Below are 17,663 nucleotides of genomic sequence, written 5' to 3' on the forward strand. Positions count from 1 at the left end.
ATTGAGAAGATGTGGAGCAAGATCAAGGGGCTGTTGCGCAGCGCGGAGGCACGCACGCCCGCGCAGCTTGATGAAGCCATCACCATGGCGTTCTCAAAAATCACGGCCAAAAACGCCATGGGTTGGTTTGCCTCTTGTGGATATAGTATTTTTTAATATGCTCTAGGCGTAGGTTGGTGCCAAGGTGCCAAAATAGGGCCATTTGGCACTGGAGCCCCACTGAGTTGAATTTGGCACCTTGGCACCAAATCCCAGCCCTCCACTGGGGCCGGGGCAGGGGAGGGTCGGCGGAGTTTCCAACGCTCTCAAAACAGCTCCATTTGCCCGCCGGGATCCTTGGGCCTGCGAAAGGCCTCCGCGTTCACCTCCGGCCTCCGGTGCAGCATGCCGGCGCGGGTGATTGACACCTTGAAAAGCGCGGCAGTTTGCTCAGACCACACACCGATGCCTTTGAGGCGTTTGCCAAATTCGCCATGGGACATCGTCTTGCCCTGAGTCTCCTCGATGCGGCTGAGGATCTTGTCGCGCATGCCGGGGTAGTGTTGGTCCAGCCAGGCGCGGAAGACGTCCTTCACGGCAAAGGGCAGGCGCACGAGCGTGTAGCCCGCGAATTGCGCCCCGGCGCTGCGTGCGGCCTCAATGAGAGCGGGGATCTCCGAGTCGTTCAGGCCGGGGATGATCGGCGCGGTGGACACGCCCACGGGCACTCCGGCCTCATGCAGCGTGCGAATGGCCTCCAGCCGCATCTTGGGCGAAGAGGCGCGCGGCTCCAGCTTGCGCGCCAGCTCAGAGTCCAGCGTGGTGATGGAGATATAAACCGCCGTCGCATGATGCCGCGCCAGTTCGGCCAGCAGATCCACATCCCGCGTGATGAGATGGTTCTTGGTGATTAACACCACCGGATGCCGGCACTCCGCCAGCACCTCCAGGCAGCCGCGGGTGATGCGCAGCTTTTTCTCAATGGGCTGGTAGCAGTCCGTCACGCCGCTGATGGAGAGGCGCACCGGCTTGTAGCTGGGCTTCATCAGCTCCGCACGCAGCAGGGCAGGGGCGTTTTCCTTGACCATGATGCGCGACTCGAAATCCACCCCGGCGGAAAAGCCCAGGTATTCATGCGTGGGACGGGCGTAGCAATAAGCGCAGCCGTGCTCGCAGCCACGGTAGGGGTTCAGGCTGGCCTCAAAGGGCAGGTCCGGGCTGGTGTTGCGGGTGATGATGGAGGAGGAATCGTCCCGCAGAAACTTCGTGGCCACCTTCTCCGGCGCTTCGCCGGCATCGTAGTCCACATGCAGCTCGGCAAAGCGCTGGTCGGGGTTGTGTCCGGCCCCCCGCCCATGGATGCCTTTCACGCCCGGTGGGGTGTGATCTCCTTCGCTGTGCGAATGAACAGGCATAGACCGTTCTACGCTTCGCGAGGCGCGAAAGCAACCGGTGCCTGCAGGATCTTGGAAAACGGATTACGCCGCCGCCACCGGCGATGCCGCCTGAGCCGCAGCCACCGCCGACCCGCCCACTGCTGCACGGCGTGCCAGGAACTCATCCGCCAGCGCACGATACGCCTGCGCGCCGCGACCGGAGGGTTCGTATTCGATGATGCTTTTGCCAAAGCTGGGCGCTTCGCCCAGGCGCACGGTGCGCGGGATCAGCGTCTGGTAGCAGGTCTCGGCGAAGTAGTTGCGCACGTCGTTCACCACCTGGTTCGCCAGATTGGCACGGCTGTCGTACATGGTCATGACGATGCCTTCCAGCAGCAGGTTCGGGTTGGCCCCGCAGTCGCGGATCTGCTGCACGACGTTGACGATCTTGGACAGACCTTCGAGGCCGAAATACTCGCACTGAATCGGCACCAGCAGCTCGTCTGCCGCCGCCAGGGCGCCCGTCATGAGCACGCCGAGGGAGGGCGGGGTGTCCAGAATGGCGTAGTCAAAGTGGCCGGAGTCGCGCAGCGGGGCCAGCACCTCCTTCAGGCGGGCCAGATGGTTGCCAGTCTGCGCCAGCTCGATTTCACAACCCGCCAGCTCCTGGTGGGAGCGGATGATGGAAAGGTTTGGCAGGCGTGTGCTGCGGATGGCCAGACGCGGGTCCGTGCCCTCCACCAGCGCGGAGTACAGGCTGCCGCCGTCTTCCTGGGCCAGGCCGAGGCCGCTGGTGGCGTTGGCCTGGGGGTCGAGATCGACCAGCAACACCCGTACGCCGCGCTGGGTGAGACATGCGGCGAGGTTCAAAGCGGTCGTCGTTTTACCGACACCGCCTTTCTGGTTGGAAATGGCGACAATCCTCATAGGTACTTGGCGCTGGACTTTGCAGATAAACCATGGGAGACGCCAGCACGAAATGGAAATCACAGAGAAATGGCTCGGAGAAATTGGCGGCTGGGCCGTGATGAAGTCCGCCCGCTCCCTGGTGGACGCCGGTTTGGCCGTCGTCACCAGCAGCAGCGACGGCCTGATCCGGGGCACGGCGGGGTCGGGAAAGATGAAATTCACCACCGGCCTGCGCATCCGCACCTCCTCGGACGTGGAAAACCTCTGCACCTGCCCCCACGCCCGCCGCAGCGGCATGATGTGCGAGCACGCCCTCGCCGTGGCCCTGGCGCATGTGCGGGAGCAAAGCGGTGCCTCCAAGCCCCGCTCCGGGAATCTGGGTAATGTAGTACCGGCTTCAGCCGGCTCTGGAGGTCTGCGTCCTGCTTCAACAGGTTCTGGAGGGGCAGCTGCTGGCGGCGCTCCCGGACCGGCTAAAGCCGGTACTACAATACTCAGATCAGACCCGCTCAAAATACCCGGCCGCTACTCCCTTTACCTCCCGGAACCCCTCCTCCAGGGGCAGGTGAGGGAGCCGTTTGGCGTCTTCGTAAAGTATGAGCCAAGCGGGGGCGAGGGCGAAACGTCCCTCTTCGCGGCCTGGCTGGCCGGGCAGGGAATCAAGCAGCCGCAGAGCCTGCCGATCTCTCTGCGGGGCGAGAGCCTGAACACCTTTCTACAGACGCTGGGGGATCACCCTCGCGTTTTTGTGGGCAAGCCAAACGGGCAGGAGCGGGCGCTGCACGTCGCCCCGCAGCAGGTGCGGCTGCCGCTGGTCGTGGAGTCGGCGGATGCCCAGAGCGTCCGCCTCAGGCTGGAGGGCGGCCACCAGCGCCACGTCATGGGACCATGGTGGATCTGCCAGGAGACCTCCTCCCTCTTCCGCCACCTTTCAGACACCCCCGCCCTGACCGCTCTGGCGGGAGAACTGAGCCGCTCAAGCGTTACCAAGCCGTTACGTTGGCTGGCAGAGCAGGGGGAGGCCCTCGGCGAGTGCTTCCAGCTAGAACTCCGAGGGGCAGGCCTGGAGAAATTCCACGTAACGCCGGTGCCGTGCACCTTCGAAGTGCACCTGGACGGGTCATTGCAGGTGGTCGATGCGAAACTATCCGCCCGTTACATTTCTCACCGCTGGCCGGTGAGCTACAATGAAGCGCCTGCGAATCTTTTTCCCATTCAAGATGAGTCAAATGCCTTTTTATTTTACGCCAGAAACATAGAGGGTGAAGCCCGCCTTTTGCGGCGAATGCAGAGTCTCGGATTCAAGCCCGAGGGGCAGGTCTGGCGGCTGCAAGGCAGCGAGAACGTCCTGCGCTTCTACGCCTCCGAACTGCGGCTGCTCCAGGAGCTGGCGACCATCGTGGAAGGCGAGCGCTGGCGTTCCGTCACTCGGGGTATCCAGCGCATCGCGCCCAAAACGAAGTTCGTCCCGGCTGCCGGGCAGGCGGGTGGCGGCGGCGACTGGCTCAGCATGGAGCTGGCCTACGAATCCTCCGATGGCTTCCGCCTGCCGCGTACTGAGGTGCTCCGGCTGGTGCGCTCCGGCCAGAGATCGGTCCAGGGAGCGAACGGGAAGCGCTACATCCTCGATATCGCCGCTGTGGATGATTTGGAGGAATCGCTGCGGGATGTGCCGCTGGAACTCACCCCCCATGGTGCTCGCGTCCACGGTGCCCATGCCGCCTACTTTGGCGATGCGGTTGCCGATTCAACTAACGATATTACCGTTACAAATGAAGAAGTGTATGCCGAGATCGGCGACCTCGCGGGCATGCTGCGCCCTTATCAAATGGAGGGCGTCTGCTGGATGACCTCGCGCATCTTGCGGGGCCGTGGCGGCATTCTGGCCGATGAGATGGGCCTGGGCAAAACGGTGCAAAGCATTGCCCTTGCGTTGTTTATCAAGCAGCGCAAAGGGGACCAGAGCGGCCCGGTGATGGTGGTCTGCCCGAAGTCCCTGCTAGGGAACTGGCAGGCCGAATTCGAGCGCTTCGCCCCCAGCCTAAAGGTCCTGCAAATCCAGGGCGCGGGGCGCGAAAAAGCCCTCGGTACCATCCCCGCTCATGATGTGATATTGACCTCTTATCAATTGATCATCAGAGATATTAAACACTACCAAAGCATCAAGTTTGGTTTGATTCTTTTGGATGAAGCCAGCTTCATCAAAAACCCCGCCACCGACGCCGCCAAGACCCTCCGCAGCCTGAATTCGGCGGGTCGGATCGCCCTCACCGGCACGCCTTTGGAAAACGGTGTGCGCGATTTGTGGTCCATCTTCCAGTTCACCCTGCCGGGGTATTTGGGGAACCAGAGTTCCTTCAAAGAGCGCTTCGAAAGCCCCATCCAGTCCGGTTTGGACCTGCCTGCGGGCCGCGCCGCCGCCCAGCGCCTGCAGAAACTGACGCAGCCCTTCTTCCTCCGCCGCACCAAGCGCCAGGTGCTCAAGGACCTGCCGGAAAAGATCGAGCAGGTGCTGTGGTGCACCCCCAGCGCGGCGCAGACGGAGTTCTACCGCCGAATTTTGGAAGAGGGCCGCGAGGAGATCAAAGCCGCCCGCAAACGCTCCGGCCAGGGCGGGGCCAAGATGACCATGTTCACCGTCCTGCTGCGCCTGCGCCAGGTCTGCTGCGACCTCCGCCTGACCGGCGTGCAGCCAGACGCGCTCAAGGGCCTCGACCAGGAAGACCTCTCCGGCAAATGGCCCGCGCTGCTCGGCCAGATCGAGTCCGTCCTGGAATCCGGCGGCAAGCTGCTCGTCTTCAGCCAGTTCGTGCAGTTCCTGCGCCTCATGCGCGACCACCTCAAGACCGAGAAGCTCGACCACGCCTACCTCGACGGCAGCAGCCAGGACCGCTCCGAGCAGGTCGCGCGCTTCCAGAAAGACCCCGCCTGCCGCATCTTCCTCATCAGCCTCAAGGCCGGCGGTTACGGCCTCAACCTCACCGCCGCCGACAACGTCATCCTCGCCGATCCCTGGTGGAACCCCGCCGTGGAATCCCAGGCCATCGACCGCGCCCACCGCATCGGCCAGCAGAAAGTCGTGAACGCCTACCGCCTCGCCATCCGCGGCACCGTGGAGGAGCGCATCCTCAAACTCCAGGCACAGAAGCGTGGGCTTGTGGAGGCTGCACTCAATGACCAAGCCCCGATGATGGAGGGATTGACGGAGGGGGATTTGGAGGAGTTGATTCAGTAAAGTAGTCAGGAGCTTTAGCTCGTTCCGGTCTGGAAGTGGTCGAGTAAAGCTGAAGCGAACTACCTGACTCATCATTATCGTGCGAGCACAAAGGTAATCCCCAGATCTCCTTTTGGGAGAGGCTGGGTGTGGGGAAGTCCTACGCCCGTGCTGACGAATGGTATTGCTGCCCCCTCACCCCAACCCTCTCTCTGAAGTAAATCTTGTTGCAGGGGTATGGAAGGGGCGGGGAGAGGGCGAACCAGAGCGAACTGCCCCGAGGAATTCTTGACCTTTCCAGCGTACTTCGCTTTCCTCCACTCACCATGAAGTCCCGCCATCTCCTGCCGCTCCTTTTTTCCCTCTCCCTCTCCGCCCTTGCGGTGGACGACTACAAGCTCGGCCCGCTCTCACAGGAAAAGGCGGACGTGCCGAAGGGAAAGGTCACGCAGATGCCGGAGCACGAGTCGAAGATCTACCCCGGTACCAAGCGCGACTGGTGGATCTACGTGCCGGCACAATACAAGGCCGAGCAGGCCGCGAACCTCATGGTGTTTCAGGATGGACACGACTACGTGGGACTGAAAGGCGCGTGGCGGGTGCCGGTGGTGTTTGATAATCTCATCGCCAGCGGGGACATGCCGCCCACGGTTGCCATCTTCATCAATCCCGGCCACAGCGGGGAGACGAAGCCGCAAAGCGCCTGGAAGAACAACAACCGGGGCAAGGAGTACAACACGCTGGGAGACACTTATGCGCGCTTCCTGCTGGAGGAGATCATCCCTCAGGTTCAGAAAGACTACAAGCTGACCGAGAACCCCGAGGGCTGGGCCATCGCCGGAGCCAGCAGCGGCGCTATCTGCGCCTTCACCGTGGCCTGGGAGCGGCCGGACAAGTTCCGCAAAGTCTTCTCCACCATCGGCAGCTATGTGGATCTGGCGGGCGGTCATGTCTATCCTTCCATCATCCGCCTCACCGAGCGCAAGCCGCTGCGCGTCTACCTGCAGGATGGTGCCACCGATCTCGACAACCCCTTCGGCAACTGGCCGCTGGCGAATCAGCAGATGGCCAAGGCGCTGGCCTACCAGAAGTACGACTACACCTTCACGTTTGGCGACGGCGCGCACAACAGCAAGCAGGGCGCGAGCATTTTCCCCGAGGCGATGAAGTGGCTGTGGCGGAAGTAGGAGTAACGCCTACATGGGGCTCAAGAATTGGCGTGACATTTTCGACCCCTTCTGTTTGAATGGTGGATTACGCGCAGAAATCGGCGATCAGCCATTCTTGATTTATTGAGCCCCATGCAAAAGCAGTCGTTTTTCGCACTTTCACTGACCGTCCTTCTCTCGCTTGGCGCAGCTTCTTCGGCTGGTGCCCAGAGCTTTGCGCGGCGCGGGGACACCCGTCTGACGGATCCGGTCAGCGCGAGGAATCCCATCTGGACGCATGGTGGCATGCGCAACACGGCCAGGCCGAGCGCCACGGGCGGTGCGGTCGGTTATTCTCCTGCCCAGGTGCGCAAGGCCTATGGCTTTGACAAGATCATCGGAGACGGCACCGGACAGACCATCGCGATCGTGGATGCCTACGGCAGCCCCACCTTGCAGCAGGATGTGGCTACTTTTTGCACAGCCTTTGGCCTGCCTGCCGCCAGCATTACTGTGGCGTATCCGCAGGGCGCCCCGGCGGCCAGCAGCGGCTGGGCTTTGGAAACCTCGCTGGATGTGGAATGGGCGCACGCCATCGCTCCCGGAGCCAAAATCCTCGTTGTGATCGCCAAGACCGCCTCGATGACCAACCTGCTCAGCGCGGTTGATTATGCCGTGAGTCAGGGCGCCTCCCAGGTGTCCATGAGCTGGGGCAGTGGTGAGTTCGCCGGGCAGACCGGGTTTGATTACCATTTCAATGTCCCCGGCGTGAGTTTCTTCGCGGCATCGGGCGACAGTGGCGCAGGCACTTCCTGGCCGGCGGCCTCTCCTTACGTCATCAGCGTTGGGGGCACCACGCTGAATCTGGACGCGAGTGGCAACGTGCTGTCTGAGACCGGCTGGTCTGGAAGCGGCGGTGGCGTGAGCCTTTTTGAAACGCGGCCCGGCTACCAAAACGGCTGGCAGACGAGCGTGAACCGCAGCATTCCGGACGTGAGCTATGCCGCCGATCCTGCCACAGGCTTCCCGGTTTACATCAGCAACTACGCTGGCACGAGCGGCTGGATCACCGTGGGCGGCACCAGTGCCGGCGCGCCGCAGTGGGCCGCCCTGTCAGCCTTGGTGAACAGCTCCCGGGCCAAGGCGCTGCAGACGCCTGGCGCCGCGATCTATACGGTGGCTGCCACGAGCTATGCGGCAGATTTTCGCGACATCACCGCAGGATCCAACGGCGGCTTCCTCGCCACGACAGCGTATGATCTGGTGACGGGGCTGGGATCTCCCGCAGCCTCCACTCTCATCCCTGCTCTCACTATTTACAGCAGCCCGGTGCTGCCCCCGCCTTTGCTTGCCGTCAGTCAGGGGGCGACCAGCCTGGCCAATGGCACTACGGTTGACTTTGGCACCGCCACGCAAGGCGCTGCGGTGGTGACGCAGGACTTCGTACTGGCCAATGTGGGCAACTCCGACCTCGTGGTCTCCGTCTCTCTGCAGAGCTCCGTGGGCGCCTCCGCGGTCGTATCCAACACGCCGGGTTTCGCCATCGTCACGCCACCCACGGCACGCATACCTGCCGGTGGTTCCACGACGGTGCGTGTGGGCATGAAAACAAACGTCGTGGGTGCGGCCGCCGCCAATTTGGTGGTGGGCAGCAATGACAGCACGCAGAATCCCTTCACGGTAGCGCTCACGGGGGTGGTCTCCGGCTCCACAGCACAGATCGCCGTCAGCTCCGGCTCCACGGCCATCGCTTCGGGCGGCACGCTGGCGTTTGGAGACACCGTTGTGGGTGTTCCCGCCTCGCAGACCATCACGATTGCCAATGCGGGCAAGTCCGACCTCAAGCTGACCGGCTGGCTCATTGCTCCCTCCGCCACGGCTTCCAGCCTGCCTTCGGTTGCTGGCTTCAATGCCAATGATTTTGCCGCGCTGTGCGGCGTCATCGCCAATAACGCCACTGTGGCCGCGCAGGCGCTGGATTTCCGTCTCGTGGGTGCGCTGCCCACGACCATCGCCGCGGGGAAGTCGGCCAATGTACAGATCAGCCTGAACGCCTTCACGCTGGGGGACAAGGCCGCGCAGCTGCTGATCTATAACAACGTCACGCCCGGTGCGCCCTACCGCATCAACCTGACCGGCCATATCAATCCGAACCCCAACTCGGGCCGCATTTCCGTCGCTTTCTCGGGTGGCAATGTGGCTTCCGGTGGCATCGCCAGCTACGGCGTGACGACCGTGGGTGTGCCCGTGGTAAACACCTTCACCGTCACCAACACGGGCTCGGGCCAGCTTCAATTTAATGTGAGCCTGAGCAATCAGACCGCGACGAAGACCGGTGGCAAGTGGAGCTACCGTCCGCCGGCCTTCAAGATTCTCAGTGTGCAGTCCATGACTCTGGCACCAGGACAGTCGAGCGTGGTGCAGGTGCAGTTCAATCCCTCCGTGGCAGCCACCAGCTTCATTTCAGCGATCGCCTTCACCAGTCCGAATCCGAGCGCGGGCTCCTACAACGCAGTTCTCACCGGAACCAGCCAGTAGCCAAACTGCCCGCCTCGGTGCAACGTATCACCAGCGTGATCAAACTCAGTCAGCGTCAGCAGGAGATCATCACCGCCGCCGTGGCCGTGATCGTGGTCATGCTGTTTTGGAAGCTGGTGCCGCAGAGGGTGGTCTTGGAGCCGCAGCCTGTGAAGCAGGTGGCGAAACAGAGCGAATCCAAGAAGACTGTTGAAGAGGCTCCTGCACCCGCAGTGCCGCCCGAGGAAAGTCCCAAGGCGGACTCGGCGGCCTTCCGTCTCATCAGTGGGGCCATTCAAAAAGCAGAAACGGCCACCGAGTCAGAATTTCAAGGGCTGGTGGAGGGCCTGAGCAAGCTCGGGGAAGGGGCGGTGGACGATCTCGGCGCTGCACTGCGCAGTGCAAAGGGCGTGCCTGCCAAAACAGTGCTGTCTGCCGCTCTGGTGCGCTTGGGCAGCAGCGAGGCGGTGAATCAACTCGTGCTCTCGCTGGTGAAAATCACCTCGCCGCAGGAGCGGGCGGCGGTGTTGAGTCAGCTTGATGCAGTGCAGAGCAGCCTTGGTCTGGAAACGCTGACGTCCTCGCTTTCGGTGGTTTCGGATGCCACAGTGCGCAGCGGGATTTCGGGCGTGGTTTCACGTCTGGCCACCGATGACACCGTGCAGTTTCTCACGGAGCTGTATCGCGAGCCGCCGAGTATTCCTGAGCAGCCGCAGAGCGTGCTCTCCGCCCTGGGAGGCATTAGCAATCCCTCTGCCATCGGTTCCTTGAGTGACCTCGTGCGCGATGCTCCTGAACTGCCCTTGCAGTACGCCGCGGTCCAGTCTCTCGCACGCATCGGCACGCCGGAAGCGCTGGATGGTGTGCTGGGCGCCGCATTTCGGGTGGGAGACACGAACCCCGACTACCGCCAGGCCGTGCTCACCGCGCTGCAAAACGTCTCCAATCCGCAGGCGGCAGGCTGGCTGGCGCAGCACAGCGCCACACCTGGACTTCCGGCGGACATAGTGGCCTCTTTGAGCCAGGCCATGCAGGGGCTCAAACAGACGTCGGCGAATTGATTCAGGATGCGGAATGATTTTTCATTGTGAATAACTCGGTTTTGACCTTGACACCCCCGCCATTCCTTTTACCATCGCGGCCCCCTTCTTCCCCTCTCGGAAGATTTTCGTACACAGAATTCAATGAAGACGTTTTCAGCAAAAGCCCAGGAGCACAATCCCACATGGTGGGTCATCGACGCCAAGAACCAGGTTCTTGGAGACGTCGCAGTCGCAGCCGCCAATCTCCTGCGCGGCAAGACCAAGCCCACTTTCACCCCGCACGTTGACACCGGTGATTTCGTGGTCGTGCTGAATGCCGCCGAAGTCAAACTTACCGGCAAAAAGGAAACCCAGAAGATTTACACCTCGAAGGCTGGCTACGTCGGCAATCAGAAGATCGAAAATGTCGAGCGCGTGCGCGCCCGCCGTCCTCAGCTTCTCGTCGAGCGCGCTGTGAAGGGCATGGTCCCGCACAACCGCCTTGGCCGCTCCGTCCTGGGCAAGCTCAAGATCTATGCAGGTGCCGAGCATCCGCATGAGGCGCAGAATCCAAAGCCCTTCTCCGTCGCTTAATTTTTTCCCATCGTCACCCTTAGCATGAGCAAGCCTCTCAAAACCGCCACCGGCCGCCGCAAGACCGCCATCGCCCGCGTCTTCATCACTGAAGGAGCCGGAAGCATCACCGTCAACGGACGCGACTTCGAAGAATACTTCCCGACCGTCGCCCTGCAGAACCAGATCCTTTTCCCCCTGGCCCTGACCAATTCCCGTCAGACCTATGATTTCAAGGTGAACGCCAGCGGCGGTGGCAGCACCGGCCAGGTCGGCGCAGTCCGCCTCGGCATTGCCCGCGCCCTTATCGGCGTGAATCCAGAGCTTCGCGGCGTGTTGAAGCAGAACGGTCTGCTCACCCGTGACTCCCGCGCCAAGGAACGTAAGAAGCCCGGCCGCCCAGGCGCCCGCAAACGCTTCCAGTTCTCCAAGCGTTAATCCTCTGTTACAGCTCGATGTGTGCAAAGCCCCGCCGTGTGCGGGGTTTTGTTTTTTCTGTCGCTGGCAGTCCGAATCCGCTCCACACTCCGACCCATGTCCATGCCCTCAGGTCATATTCTCGTTCTCGTCGCCAGCATCATCTGGATCCTATTCTGCATGCGCTTCTGGTATGCCATAGACCGCGAGCACACCTGGCAGCGCCGATTCATCGCCATCGGCGCCGGGATTGGCGGCGGGCTGATCTACATCATTGGAACGATGATGCTGCAGCTTCTGAAAGAGCCGCCGCCGCCGAAGGAGGAAGAGACGACGGAGATCCGGGTTTCGGCAGGGAAGGCGGAAGAGGCGAAGAAGGCGGAGACGAAGAAGTAGCGGAGCGGTTTTATTTATGATTTCTCAGATGGCCCAGCTGCTTCTCGAGTGCGGGTTTCCCAAATCATAAATCAAAAATCGTAAATCATATTCATTCGGCATCCCCAAACCCTGACGTCACCAGCTCTTCGAGGTCGGCCACGGCGGCCTCGGCATCATTGCCATCGGCGATGATTTTGATCGTCTCGCCACGACCGGCGGCCAGCATCATGAGGCCCATGATGCTTTTGCCGTTCACCGGTTCGTCGTCTTTCTCCACCCAGACATCGCACTGATATTTGCTGGCACGCTTGACGAACTGCGCCGCAGGGCGTGCGTGCATGCCCATTTTGTTGCGGATCGTTAGCTCTTTTTGAATGCTCATGTGGGGAGGGGAGGGCGGCTGCACTTAACCTAATTGATCATCCGTCATTTTTTTCAACAACCTTTGGTCAAACTCTACGGCGCTGTTGTAGCCAAAGGTGCGCAATTTAAAGTTGATGGCGGCCAGCACGATCAGGCCGGCCACATCCCGGCCGGGCTCCACCGGCAGCTGAACTCGTCCAACCTTCAGCCCCATGATGTCACGGGTGTCTGTGTTGACGCCCACCCGCTCCAGGTCTTCCGTTTTCGCGCCGCGTACGAGTTCCACGATCAAATCCAGCCGTTTGCTGAGGCGCACAGCACTCACTCCGAACAGCGCTGCCACGTTCAGAATCCCCAGGCCGCGGATCTCGATCATCCCGCGGGTGATCTCCGGGGCGGAGCCGACGATTTCCCGGTCTTCGATCAGCCGGAGGCGCACGGCGTCATCCGCCACCAGGCTGGCGCCGCGCTGCAGCAGGCCGATCACACTTTCGCTCTTGCCGCAGCCGCTGTCTCCCTGGATCAGCACGCCGAGACCCTGCACGTCCACCAGGCAGCCATGCACCAGCAGGGTGGGGGCAAAGGCCCACTCCAGCTTGATGGTGGCTGCATTGAGGAATTTCATGGTCATCATGCTCGTCTGGAACACCGAGATGCCGGCGCTGTTGGCGATCTGAATGAGATCGTCTTCAATGCGGTGTCCGCGTGCCACAACTATGCAAGGAATGTCCCAGGAGCAGAGCTGGCTGAAGCGCGCCGCCCGCAGCTTGGGGTCCAGGCCCTGAAGAAAGGAGTGCTCCGAATTGCCGATGACCTGCACGCGCTTGTAGGCAAAGTAGGTGAAAAACCCAGACAGTGCCAGACCTGGGCGGTTCACGGAGGGTTCGCTGATCTTGCGTGCGAAGCCAGCGTCCGATCCCACCAGTTTGAGCCTCAGCGATTTTTCATTCAGACTGAAAAACTCCCCCACCGACACCGAGGGCGGGCGTTTGACTTTGGTCGGAGGCGGCATGGACCGACTTTACGCGATGCTTCTCTCCGACGGCAACGAAAAACCAACTCGCACTGGAAAACAGTCCCCAACCGGCTAAGTCATCCACCCCAGACGCCGCACCCCGCGGCACCGGCTCTTTTCCACTTCTCTCATGCCCCGCAAAAAGGAATCCGTTTTCGACTCCGTGGAGTCTGTACTCGCAGACATTCGCGCTGGTCGCATGGTCATTGTCACCGATGACGAAGATCGCGAAAATGAAGGCGACCTGATTTGCGCCGCTGAAAAGATCACCCCGGAGATGGTGAACTTCATGGTGCGTCAGGGCGGCGGCATGCTTTGCGTGCCCGTCTCACTCGAGATCGCCGAGCACCTCAATCTTCCCAGCATGGTGCCCGAGAACCGCGAAGCCTTCCGCACCGACTTCACGGTGACGGTGGATGCCGCCAAAGGCATCAGCACGGGCATCAGCGCCGCTGACCGCACCCGCACCATCCGCCTGCTGGCCGATGCCAAGACCAAGCCCGAGGACCTGGTGCAGCCCGGCCACATCAATCCGCTCGTGGCCAAGCCCGGCGGCGTGCTCCGCCGCGCCGGCCATACCGAGGCCGCTGTCGATCTGGCCCGCCTCGCCGGACTGCGTGAGGCCGGCGTCCTCATCGAGATCATGAATCCGGACGGCACCATGGCGCGCCTTCCGCACCTGAAGAAGTTTGCCAAGAAGCACGGCCTCAAGATGTGCAGCATCGCCGATCTCATCGCGCATCGCCGCCTTAGCGAGAAGCTGGTGGAAAAGATCGAGGTCGTGGACATGCCCACGGACTTCGGCACCTTCAAGCTGCACCTCTACAAGAGCAGCCTGGACGGCGTGCATCACGTGGCCCTCGTCATGGGAGACATCACGCCAGACGACCCCGTGCTCGTGCGCGTGCACAGCGAGTGTCTCACCGGCGATGTGTTTGGCTCCCGCCGCTGCGACTGCGGCAGCCAGCTTCATGCGGCGATGAAGCACATCCAGACCGCAGGGAAGGGAATCATCATCTACATGCGCGGCCACGAAGGCCGTGGCATCGGCCTGCACGGCAAGATCATGGCCTACAAGCTCCAGGAGCAGGGCTTTGACACGGTGGAGGCCAATCTGAAGCTCGGCTTCCCCATGGACCTGCGCGACTATGGCATCGGCGCGCAGATCATCTCCGATCTCGGTGTGCGCAAGATCCTGCTCATGACCAACAACCCGCGCAAGGTTGTCGGCCTCGAAGGCCACAAGCTCGAAATCATCGAACAAGTCCCCGTCAAATCTCCTCCTCATCCCGAGAACGCCAAGTACCTCGAAACCAAGAAAAAGAAGATGGGCCACAAGCTTTAATCATGTCCAATTACGCATCCAGCCGTCCACGTCCCACCCAGGAGCCGATCAGCATCGCGATCGTCGCCTCATTGTATAACAACCAGTTTGTGCAGGGCCTGCTCAACGCCGCCAGGGAAGAAATCGAGGTCATCGCGCCCAATGCTTCGGTGGATGTCTACCGCGTGCCCGGCGCCTTTGAGATTCCCGTCTGCGTGGAGCATGTGCTGCGTGGCAGCGCGCCTGATGCGGTGATCACGCTGGGCGTCATCATCCGCGGTTCCACCGAGCATGCGGACCTGGTCGGCGCTTCGGTGACGGATGCGCTGCAGCAGATGGCGGTGCGCCACTGCATCCCCGTGATCCATGAAGTGCTGCTCGTCAGCACGGAGGAGCAGGCGGAGGAGCGCTGCCTGGGCGCCACCATCAATCGCGGCACGGAAGCCGCGCAGACTTGCGTCAAAATGATCAATCTGTTTGGCAAGATGAAGGCCAGCTTTGCTGGCGAACCCATTGACCAAGCCTAACATCATGGGACGACGCCGCGAAGGCCGCGAGGCCGCCATTCAATTCCTCTTTGCCCGTGATCTCCAGGGGCAGTCCAAGCCTGAAGACGCCGAGGTTTTCTGGACGCTGCACAGCGCCAAAACCTCGACCCGTGCTTTTGCCGAAAACCTGATCAAAGGCGTGCTCGCGCACCAGGAGCAGATCGACTCCGGAATCGCGAAGCTGCTGGAGAATTTTAGCTTTGAGCGCCTTGCTGCCGTGGACCGCAACGTGCTGCGTGTGGCCTCGTTTGAGCTGCTGTACTGCCCGGAAGTGCCCACGCCCGTCATTCTCAACGAGGCCATCGACATCGCCAAAGCCCTCAGCGCGGGCGAGTCCGGCTCCTTCGTCAACGGCGTGCTCGACAAGCTGGCGAAGTCCCTCCGCAAACCCGGAGCTTCGGCTCCAGCTCCTCAAGCCTCCTGATTTTCCGATGGCCGGTTTTTTCAAATCCCTCATCCAGCGCTTCACCAAGCCCGACATCGATTGGGATGAACTGGAAGCCATGCTCATCTCTGGCGATCTCGGTCCGAAACTGGCCCTGCAGATCGTGGCAGACCTGAAATCCCGCCAGCGCACGCTCCACGGCGCGGACATCGTGCAGGTGGCGCGTGAGCACGTGCGCAAGATTTTGCCAGACAACGTGACCTCTTTGGAGCCGATTCCTGGCAAGCCCAAGGTGCTCCTCATCGTGGGAGTGAACGGCACAGGCAAGACCACCAGCACCGCCAAGCTTGCCCACATCCTCCATCAGCGCGGGCACAAGGTGGTGCTCGCCGCAGCGGACACCTTCCGTGCGGCTGCCGTGGAGCAGCTTACGGTCTGGGCCGAGCGCTTGAAAATCCCTCTCGTCAAAGGGCCGCCCAATGGCGATCCCGCCTCCGTGTGCTTTGAGGGCTACGAAAAGGCGGTCAAGACGCAGTCGGATTTCCTCATCTGCGACACCGCCGGGCGTCTCCACACGAAGCACAACCTGATGGAGGAGCTCAAGAAAATTCACCGCATCCTCGGCCGCAAAGATCCCACCTCGCCGCATGAGGTGCTGCTGGTCTGCGATGCCACCACTGGCTCCAATGCGCTGCAGCAGGCGCGTGAGTTCCATAAGATCATTCCCTTGACCGGTGTCATTGTCACCAAGCTGGATGGTAGTGGCAAGGGCGGTGTGCTTGTGGCGATCCAGCAGGAGCTTGGCGTGCCCGCCCGCTTCATCGGTCTGGGAGAGCGTGTCGAAGACTTCCAGCCCTTTGATTCCAAGCGTTTCGTCGAGGAACTGCTGTGATCCAAAAGGGGCAAAAATGGTACCTTTGAATGATTCATTGGTACCTTTGTGGCTGATGTGAGTTTCACCCCAAGAATTATATTGTCGAAGGAGTATGGCTTCCGCTAGGTACTAGCCACCCCGTTTCAATACACACTCTGGAGGAATTCACCCGTGACGTTCAAATGCCCCTCATGCGACATGCAGCTCAAAGCCGAGCCGGAAATGGCCGGGAAAATTGTACGCTGTCCCGGCTGCGACACCAAGCTGAGCATTCCGGCAAACATTGCCGCCACACTCCCTGCGCCCTCAGGCCTGCCCTCTCCCTCGGGACTGCCCACCCCCAGCGGGATGGCGCCTGCTGAGAACGACGCCTTCGGTGCGGAATACGAGCATGGTACCACGGCGCCTCCCCAGGCGCCCGCCTCGACCTCCAACTCGCGCGGTGAACGCGGCGGCTGGGAGGAGATCGACCCCACCAATCCCAACGCCCTGCTGAGCTTCGGCATGGGCTTCGGTTTCTTCGTGCTGTGGGTCGGCATTCTCTATCCCTTCCAGGCGCCTGACGGGGCTTCACCGGCTACTTACACGACGATGCAGTTCATCGCCTCGCTGTTCTTCAAGCACATGCTGGTGAGCTTCATGAACACGCTGTTCTTCACGTGGGCCATGTCCATCCTCTACTTGAAGCTGCGCAAGCTCGGCCATCAGCGCAAAGCCCTCCTCCTGGATGTGCTGCCCTGGGACCTCGGCGCTGAGATCAATCGCGACAACGTCGGTCATTTCATCGACCACCTCTACAAGCTGCCCCACAGCCTGCGAGACAGCATGATGGTCAACCGCATGCGCAAGGCCCTGGAGTTGTTTGAAGTGAAGCAGAACACTGGCGACGTGACGAACATGCTCTCCAGCCAGTCGGACATCGACAGCATGCGCATCGGCGGCAGCTACTCGCTGCTCAAGGCGTTCCTTTGGGCCATCCCCATCCTGGGGTTCATCGGCACCGTCATTGGTCTGTCCCACGCCATCGGCGGCATGGACTTCACCAACATGACGGACATCAAGCAGGTGACGGGCACGCTCGGCAAGGTGACCGGCGGTCTCGGCACCGCCTTCGACGCCACGCTGCTCGGTCTTGTGCTGGCCATGACGCTGAACTTCCCGCTCAATGCGATGATGAAGTCTGAGGATGACTGCCTCAATGACATCGACTCCTTTTGCAATGAAGTGCTGCTGCCGCGCCTCAACGACGGCGGCGGCGTCGCCGGCGGGGACACAGGCGGCATCATGGACACGCTGGTGAAAGCCGTGGCCAATGCGCAGAAAGAATTCCTCGTGGATCTCAATGCCCTCTCCAAGCAGGTCAAGGAGCAGGCGGACAACCTCGACAAACGCGCCGCCGCGCATCAGCAGCGGGTGGACTCCGAGTTTGCCATGACCCTGAACCGCATGCGGGAAGAGCTCACCAATTCGGTCAAGGACAGCGTCAAAACCACCACCGACTACACACGTGCGCTGGCCAGCGGCATCCAGTCTTTGAACAGCCTCCTCTCAGAACTCGGTGGCAAGCAGATCTTGATTCACCAGGTGAAGAAGAAGGGCTGGTTTAGCAAAGAGTAGTTGT

At 61.5% G+C, this 17,663-nt stretch carries 16 protein-coding genes; 12 read left to right on the forward strand and 4 right to left on the reverse strand.

Translation table 11 applies throughout. The annotated features are described in order from the left end of the window. Positions 1-305: 305 nt before the first annotated feature. Both ACILSO_RS04395 and ACILSO_RS04400 read right to left on the reverse strand, forming a co-directional pair. Entirely contained in the window at positions 306-1,349 is a 1,044-nt protein-coding gene (locus ACILSO_RS04395) for a PA0069 family radical SAM protein (RefSeq protein ID WP_395736155.1), read from the reverse strand. Positions 1,350-1,457: 108 nt separating this feature from the next. Continuing rightward, entirely contained in the window at positions 1,458-2,282 is an 825-nt protein-coding gene (locus ACILSO_RS04400; protein WP_395736156.1) for a ParA family protein, read from the reverse strand. Positions 2,283-2,334: 52 nt separating this feature from the next. Between ACILSO_RS04400 and ACILSO_RS04405 the strand changes: the two genes are divergently transcribed. The 7 genes from ACILSO_RS04405 to ACILSO_RS04435 all read left to right on the forward strand — a co-directional run bounded on the left by ACILSO_RS04405 (position 2,335) and on the right by ACILSO_RS04435 (position 11,551). Then, positions 2,335-5,499 carry an SNF2-related protein gene (locus ACILSO_RS04405; protein ID WP_395736157.1) on the forward strand — a complete coding sequence of 1,055 codons (3,165 nt, stop codon included), beginning with the start codon at positions 2,335-2,337 and terminating at the stop codon, positions 5,497-5,499. A gap of 305 nt (positions 5,500-5,804) precedes the next feature. Continuing rightward, complete coding sequence (locus tag ACILSO_RS04410; protein ID WP_395736158.1) at positions 5,805-6,665, forward strand: alpha/beta hydrolase; 861 nt, start codon at positions 5,805-5,807, stop codon at positions 6,663-6,665. Between the two features lie 114 nt (positions 6,666-6,779). Then, positions 6,780-9,164, forward strand: coding sequence for a choice-of-anchor D domain-containing protein (locus ACILSO_RS04415; RefSeq protein WP_395736159.1), 2,385 nt, complete (start codon positions 6,780-6,782; stop codon positions 9,162-9,164). 35 nt (positions 9,165-9,199) lie between these two features. Next, positions 9,200-10,204 (forward strand): HEAT repeat domain-containing protein, encoded by a 1,005-nt coding sequence (locus ACILSO_RS04420; protein ID WP_395736160.1) that lies wholly within the window; start codon positions 9,200-9,202, stop codon positions 10,202-10,204. 123 nt (positions 10,205-10,327) lie between these two features. Continuing rightward, complete coding sequence (rplM, locus tag ACILSO_RS04425; RefSeq protein ID WP_395736161.1) at positions 10,328-10,759, forward strand: 50S ribosomal protein L13; 432 nt, start codon at positions 10,328-10,330, stop codon at positions 10,757-10,759. 24 nt (positions 10,760-10,783) lie between these two features. Further along, positions 10,784-11,176 (forward strand): 30S ribosomal protein S9, encoded by a 393-nt coding sequence (rpsI, locus tag ACILSO_RS04430; RefSeq protein ID WP_395736162.1) that lies wholly within the window; start codon positions 10,784-10,786, stop codon positions 11,174-11,176. A gap of 96 nt (positions 11,177-11,272) precedes the next feature. Further along, entirely contained in the window at positions 11,273-11,551 is a 279-nt protein-coding gene (locus ACILSO_RS04435; protein WP_395736163.1) for a hypothetical protein, read from the forward strand. 91 nt (positions 11,552-11,642) lie between these two features. On the opposite strand, the gene ACILSO_RS04440 is transcribed toward ACILSO_RS04435, so the two are convergent. Next, positions 11,643-11,915: an HPr family phosphocarrier protein gene (locus ACILSO_RS04440; protein WP_395734000.1), complete on the reverse strand. Its 273-nt coding sequence runs from the start codon at positions 11,913-11,915 to the stop codon at positions 11,643-11,645. Between the two features lie 24 nt (positions 11,916-11,939). Continuing rightward, entirely contained in the window at positions 11,940-12,908 is a 969-nt protein-coding gene (gene hprK, locus ACILSO_RS04445; protein ID WP_395736164.1) for an HPr(Ser) kinase/phosphatase, read from the reverse strand. 133 nt (positions 12,909-13,041) lie between these two features. On the opposite strand from hprK, the gene ACILSO_RS04450 reads away from it, so the two are divergent. From ACILSO_RS04450 to ACILSO_RS04470, 5 genes are all read left to right on the forward strand, one after another. After that, positions 13,042-14,256 carry a bifunctional 3,4-dihydroxy-2-butanone-4-phosphate synthase/GTP cyclohydrolase II gene (locus ACILSO_RS04450; protein WP_395736165.1) on the forward strand — a complete coding sequence of 405 codons (1,215 nt, stop codon included), beginning with the start codon at positions 13,042-13,044 and terminating at the stop codon, positions 14,254-14,256. 2 nt (positions 14,257-14,258) lie between these two features. After that, the gene (gene ribH, locus ACILSO_RS04455) at positions 14,259-14,762 is read left to right on the forward strand and encodes a 6,7-dimethyl-8-ribityllumazine synthase (protein ID WP_395736166.1); all 504 of its coding nucleotides are present in this window, start codon (positions 14,259-14,261) and stop codon (positions 14,760-14,762) included. A 4-nt stretch (positions 14,763-14,766) separates the two neighbouring features. Then, positions 14,767-15,207 carry a transcription antitermination factor NusB gene (gene nusB, locus ACILSO_RS04460; protein WP_395736167.1) on the forward strand — a complete coding sequence of 147 codons (441 nt, stop codon included), beginning with the start codon at positions 14,767-14,769 and terminating at the stop codon, positions 15,205-15,207. A 7-nt stretch (positions 15,208-15,214) separates the two neighbouring features. Then, positions 15,215-16,060, forward strand: coding sequence for a signal recognition particle-docking protein FtsY (ftsY, locus tag ACILSO_RS04465; protein ID WP_395736168.1), 846 nt, complete (start codon positions 15,215-15,217; stop codon positions 16,058-16,060). Positions 16,061-16,240: 180 nt separating this feature from the next. Further along, positions 16,241-17,659, forward strand: a complete 1,419-nt coding sequence (locus tag ACILSO_RS04470; protein ID WP_395736169.1) for a MotA/TolQ/ExbB proton channel family protein — start codon at positions 16,241-16,243, stop codon at positions 17,657-17,659. The last annotated feature ends 4 nt before the right edge of the window (positions 17,660-17,663 follow it).

The sequence above is a fragment of the Prosthecobacter sp. genome (assembly GCF_044226605.1).
GTDB lineage: Bacteria > Verrucomicrobiota > Verrucomicrobiia > Verrucomicrobiales > Verrucomicrobiaceae > Prosthecobacter.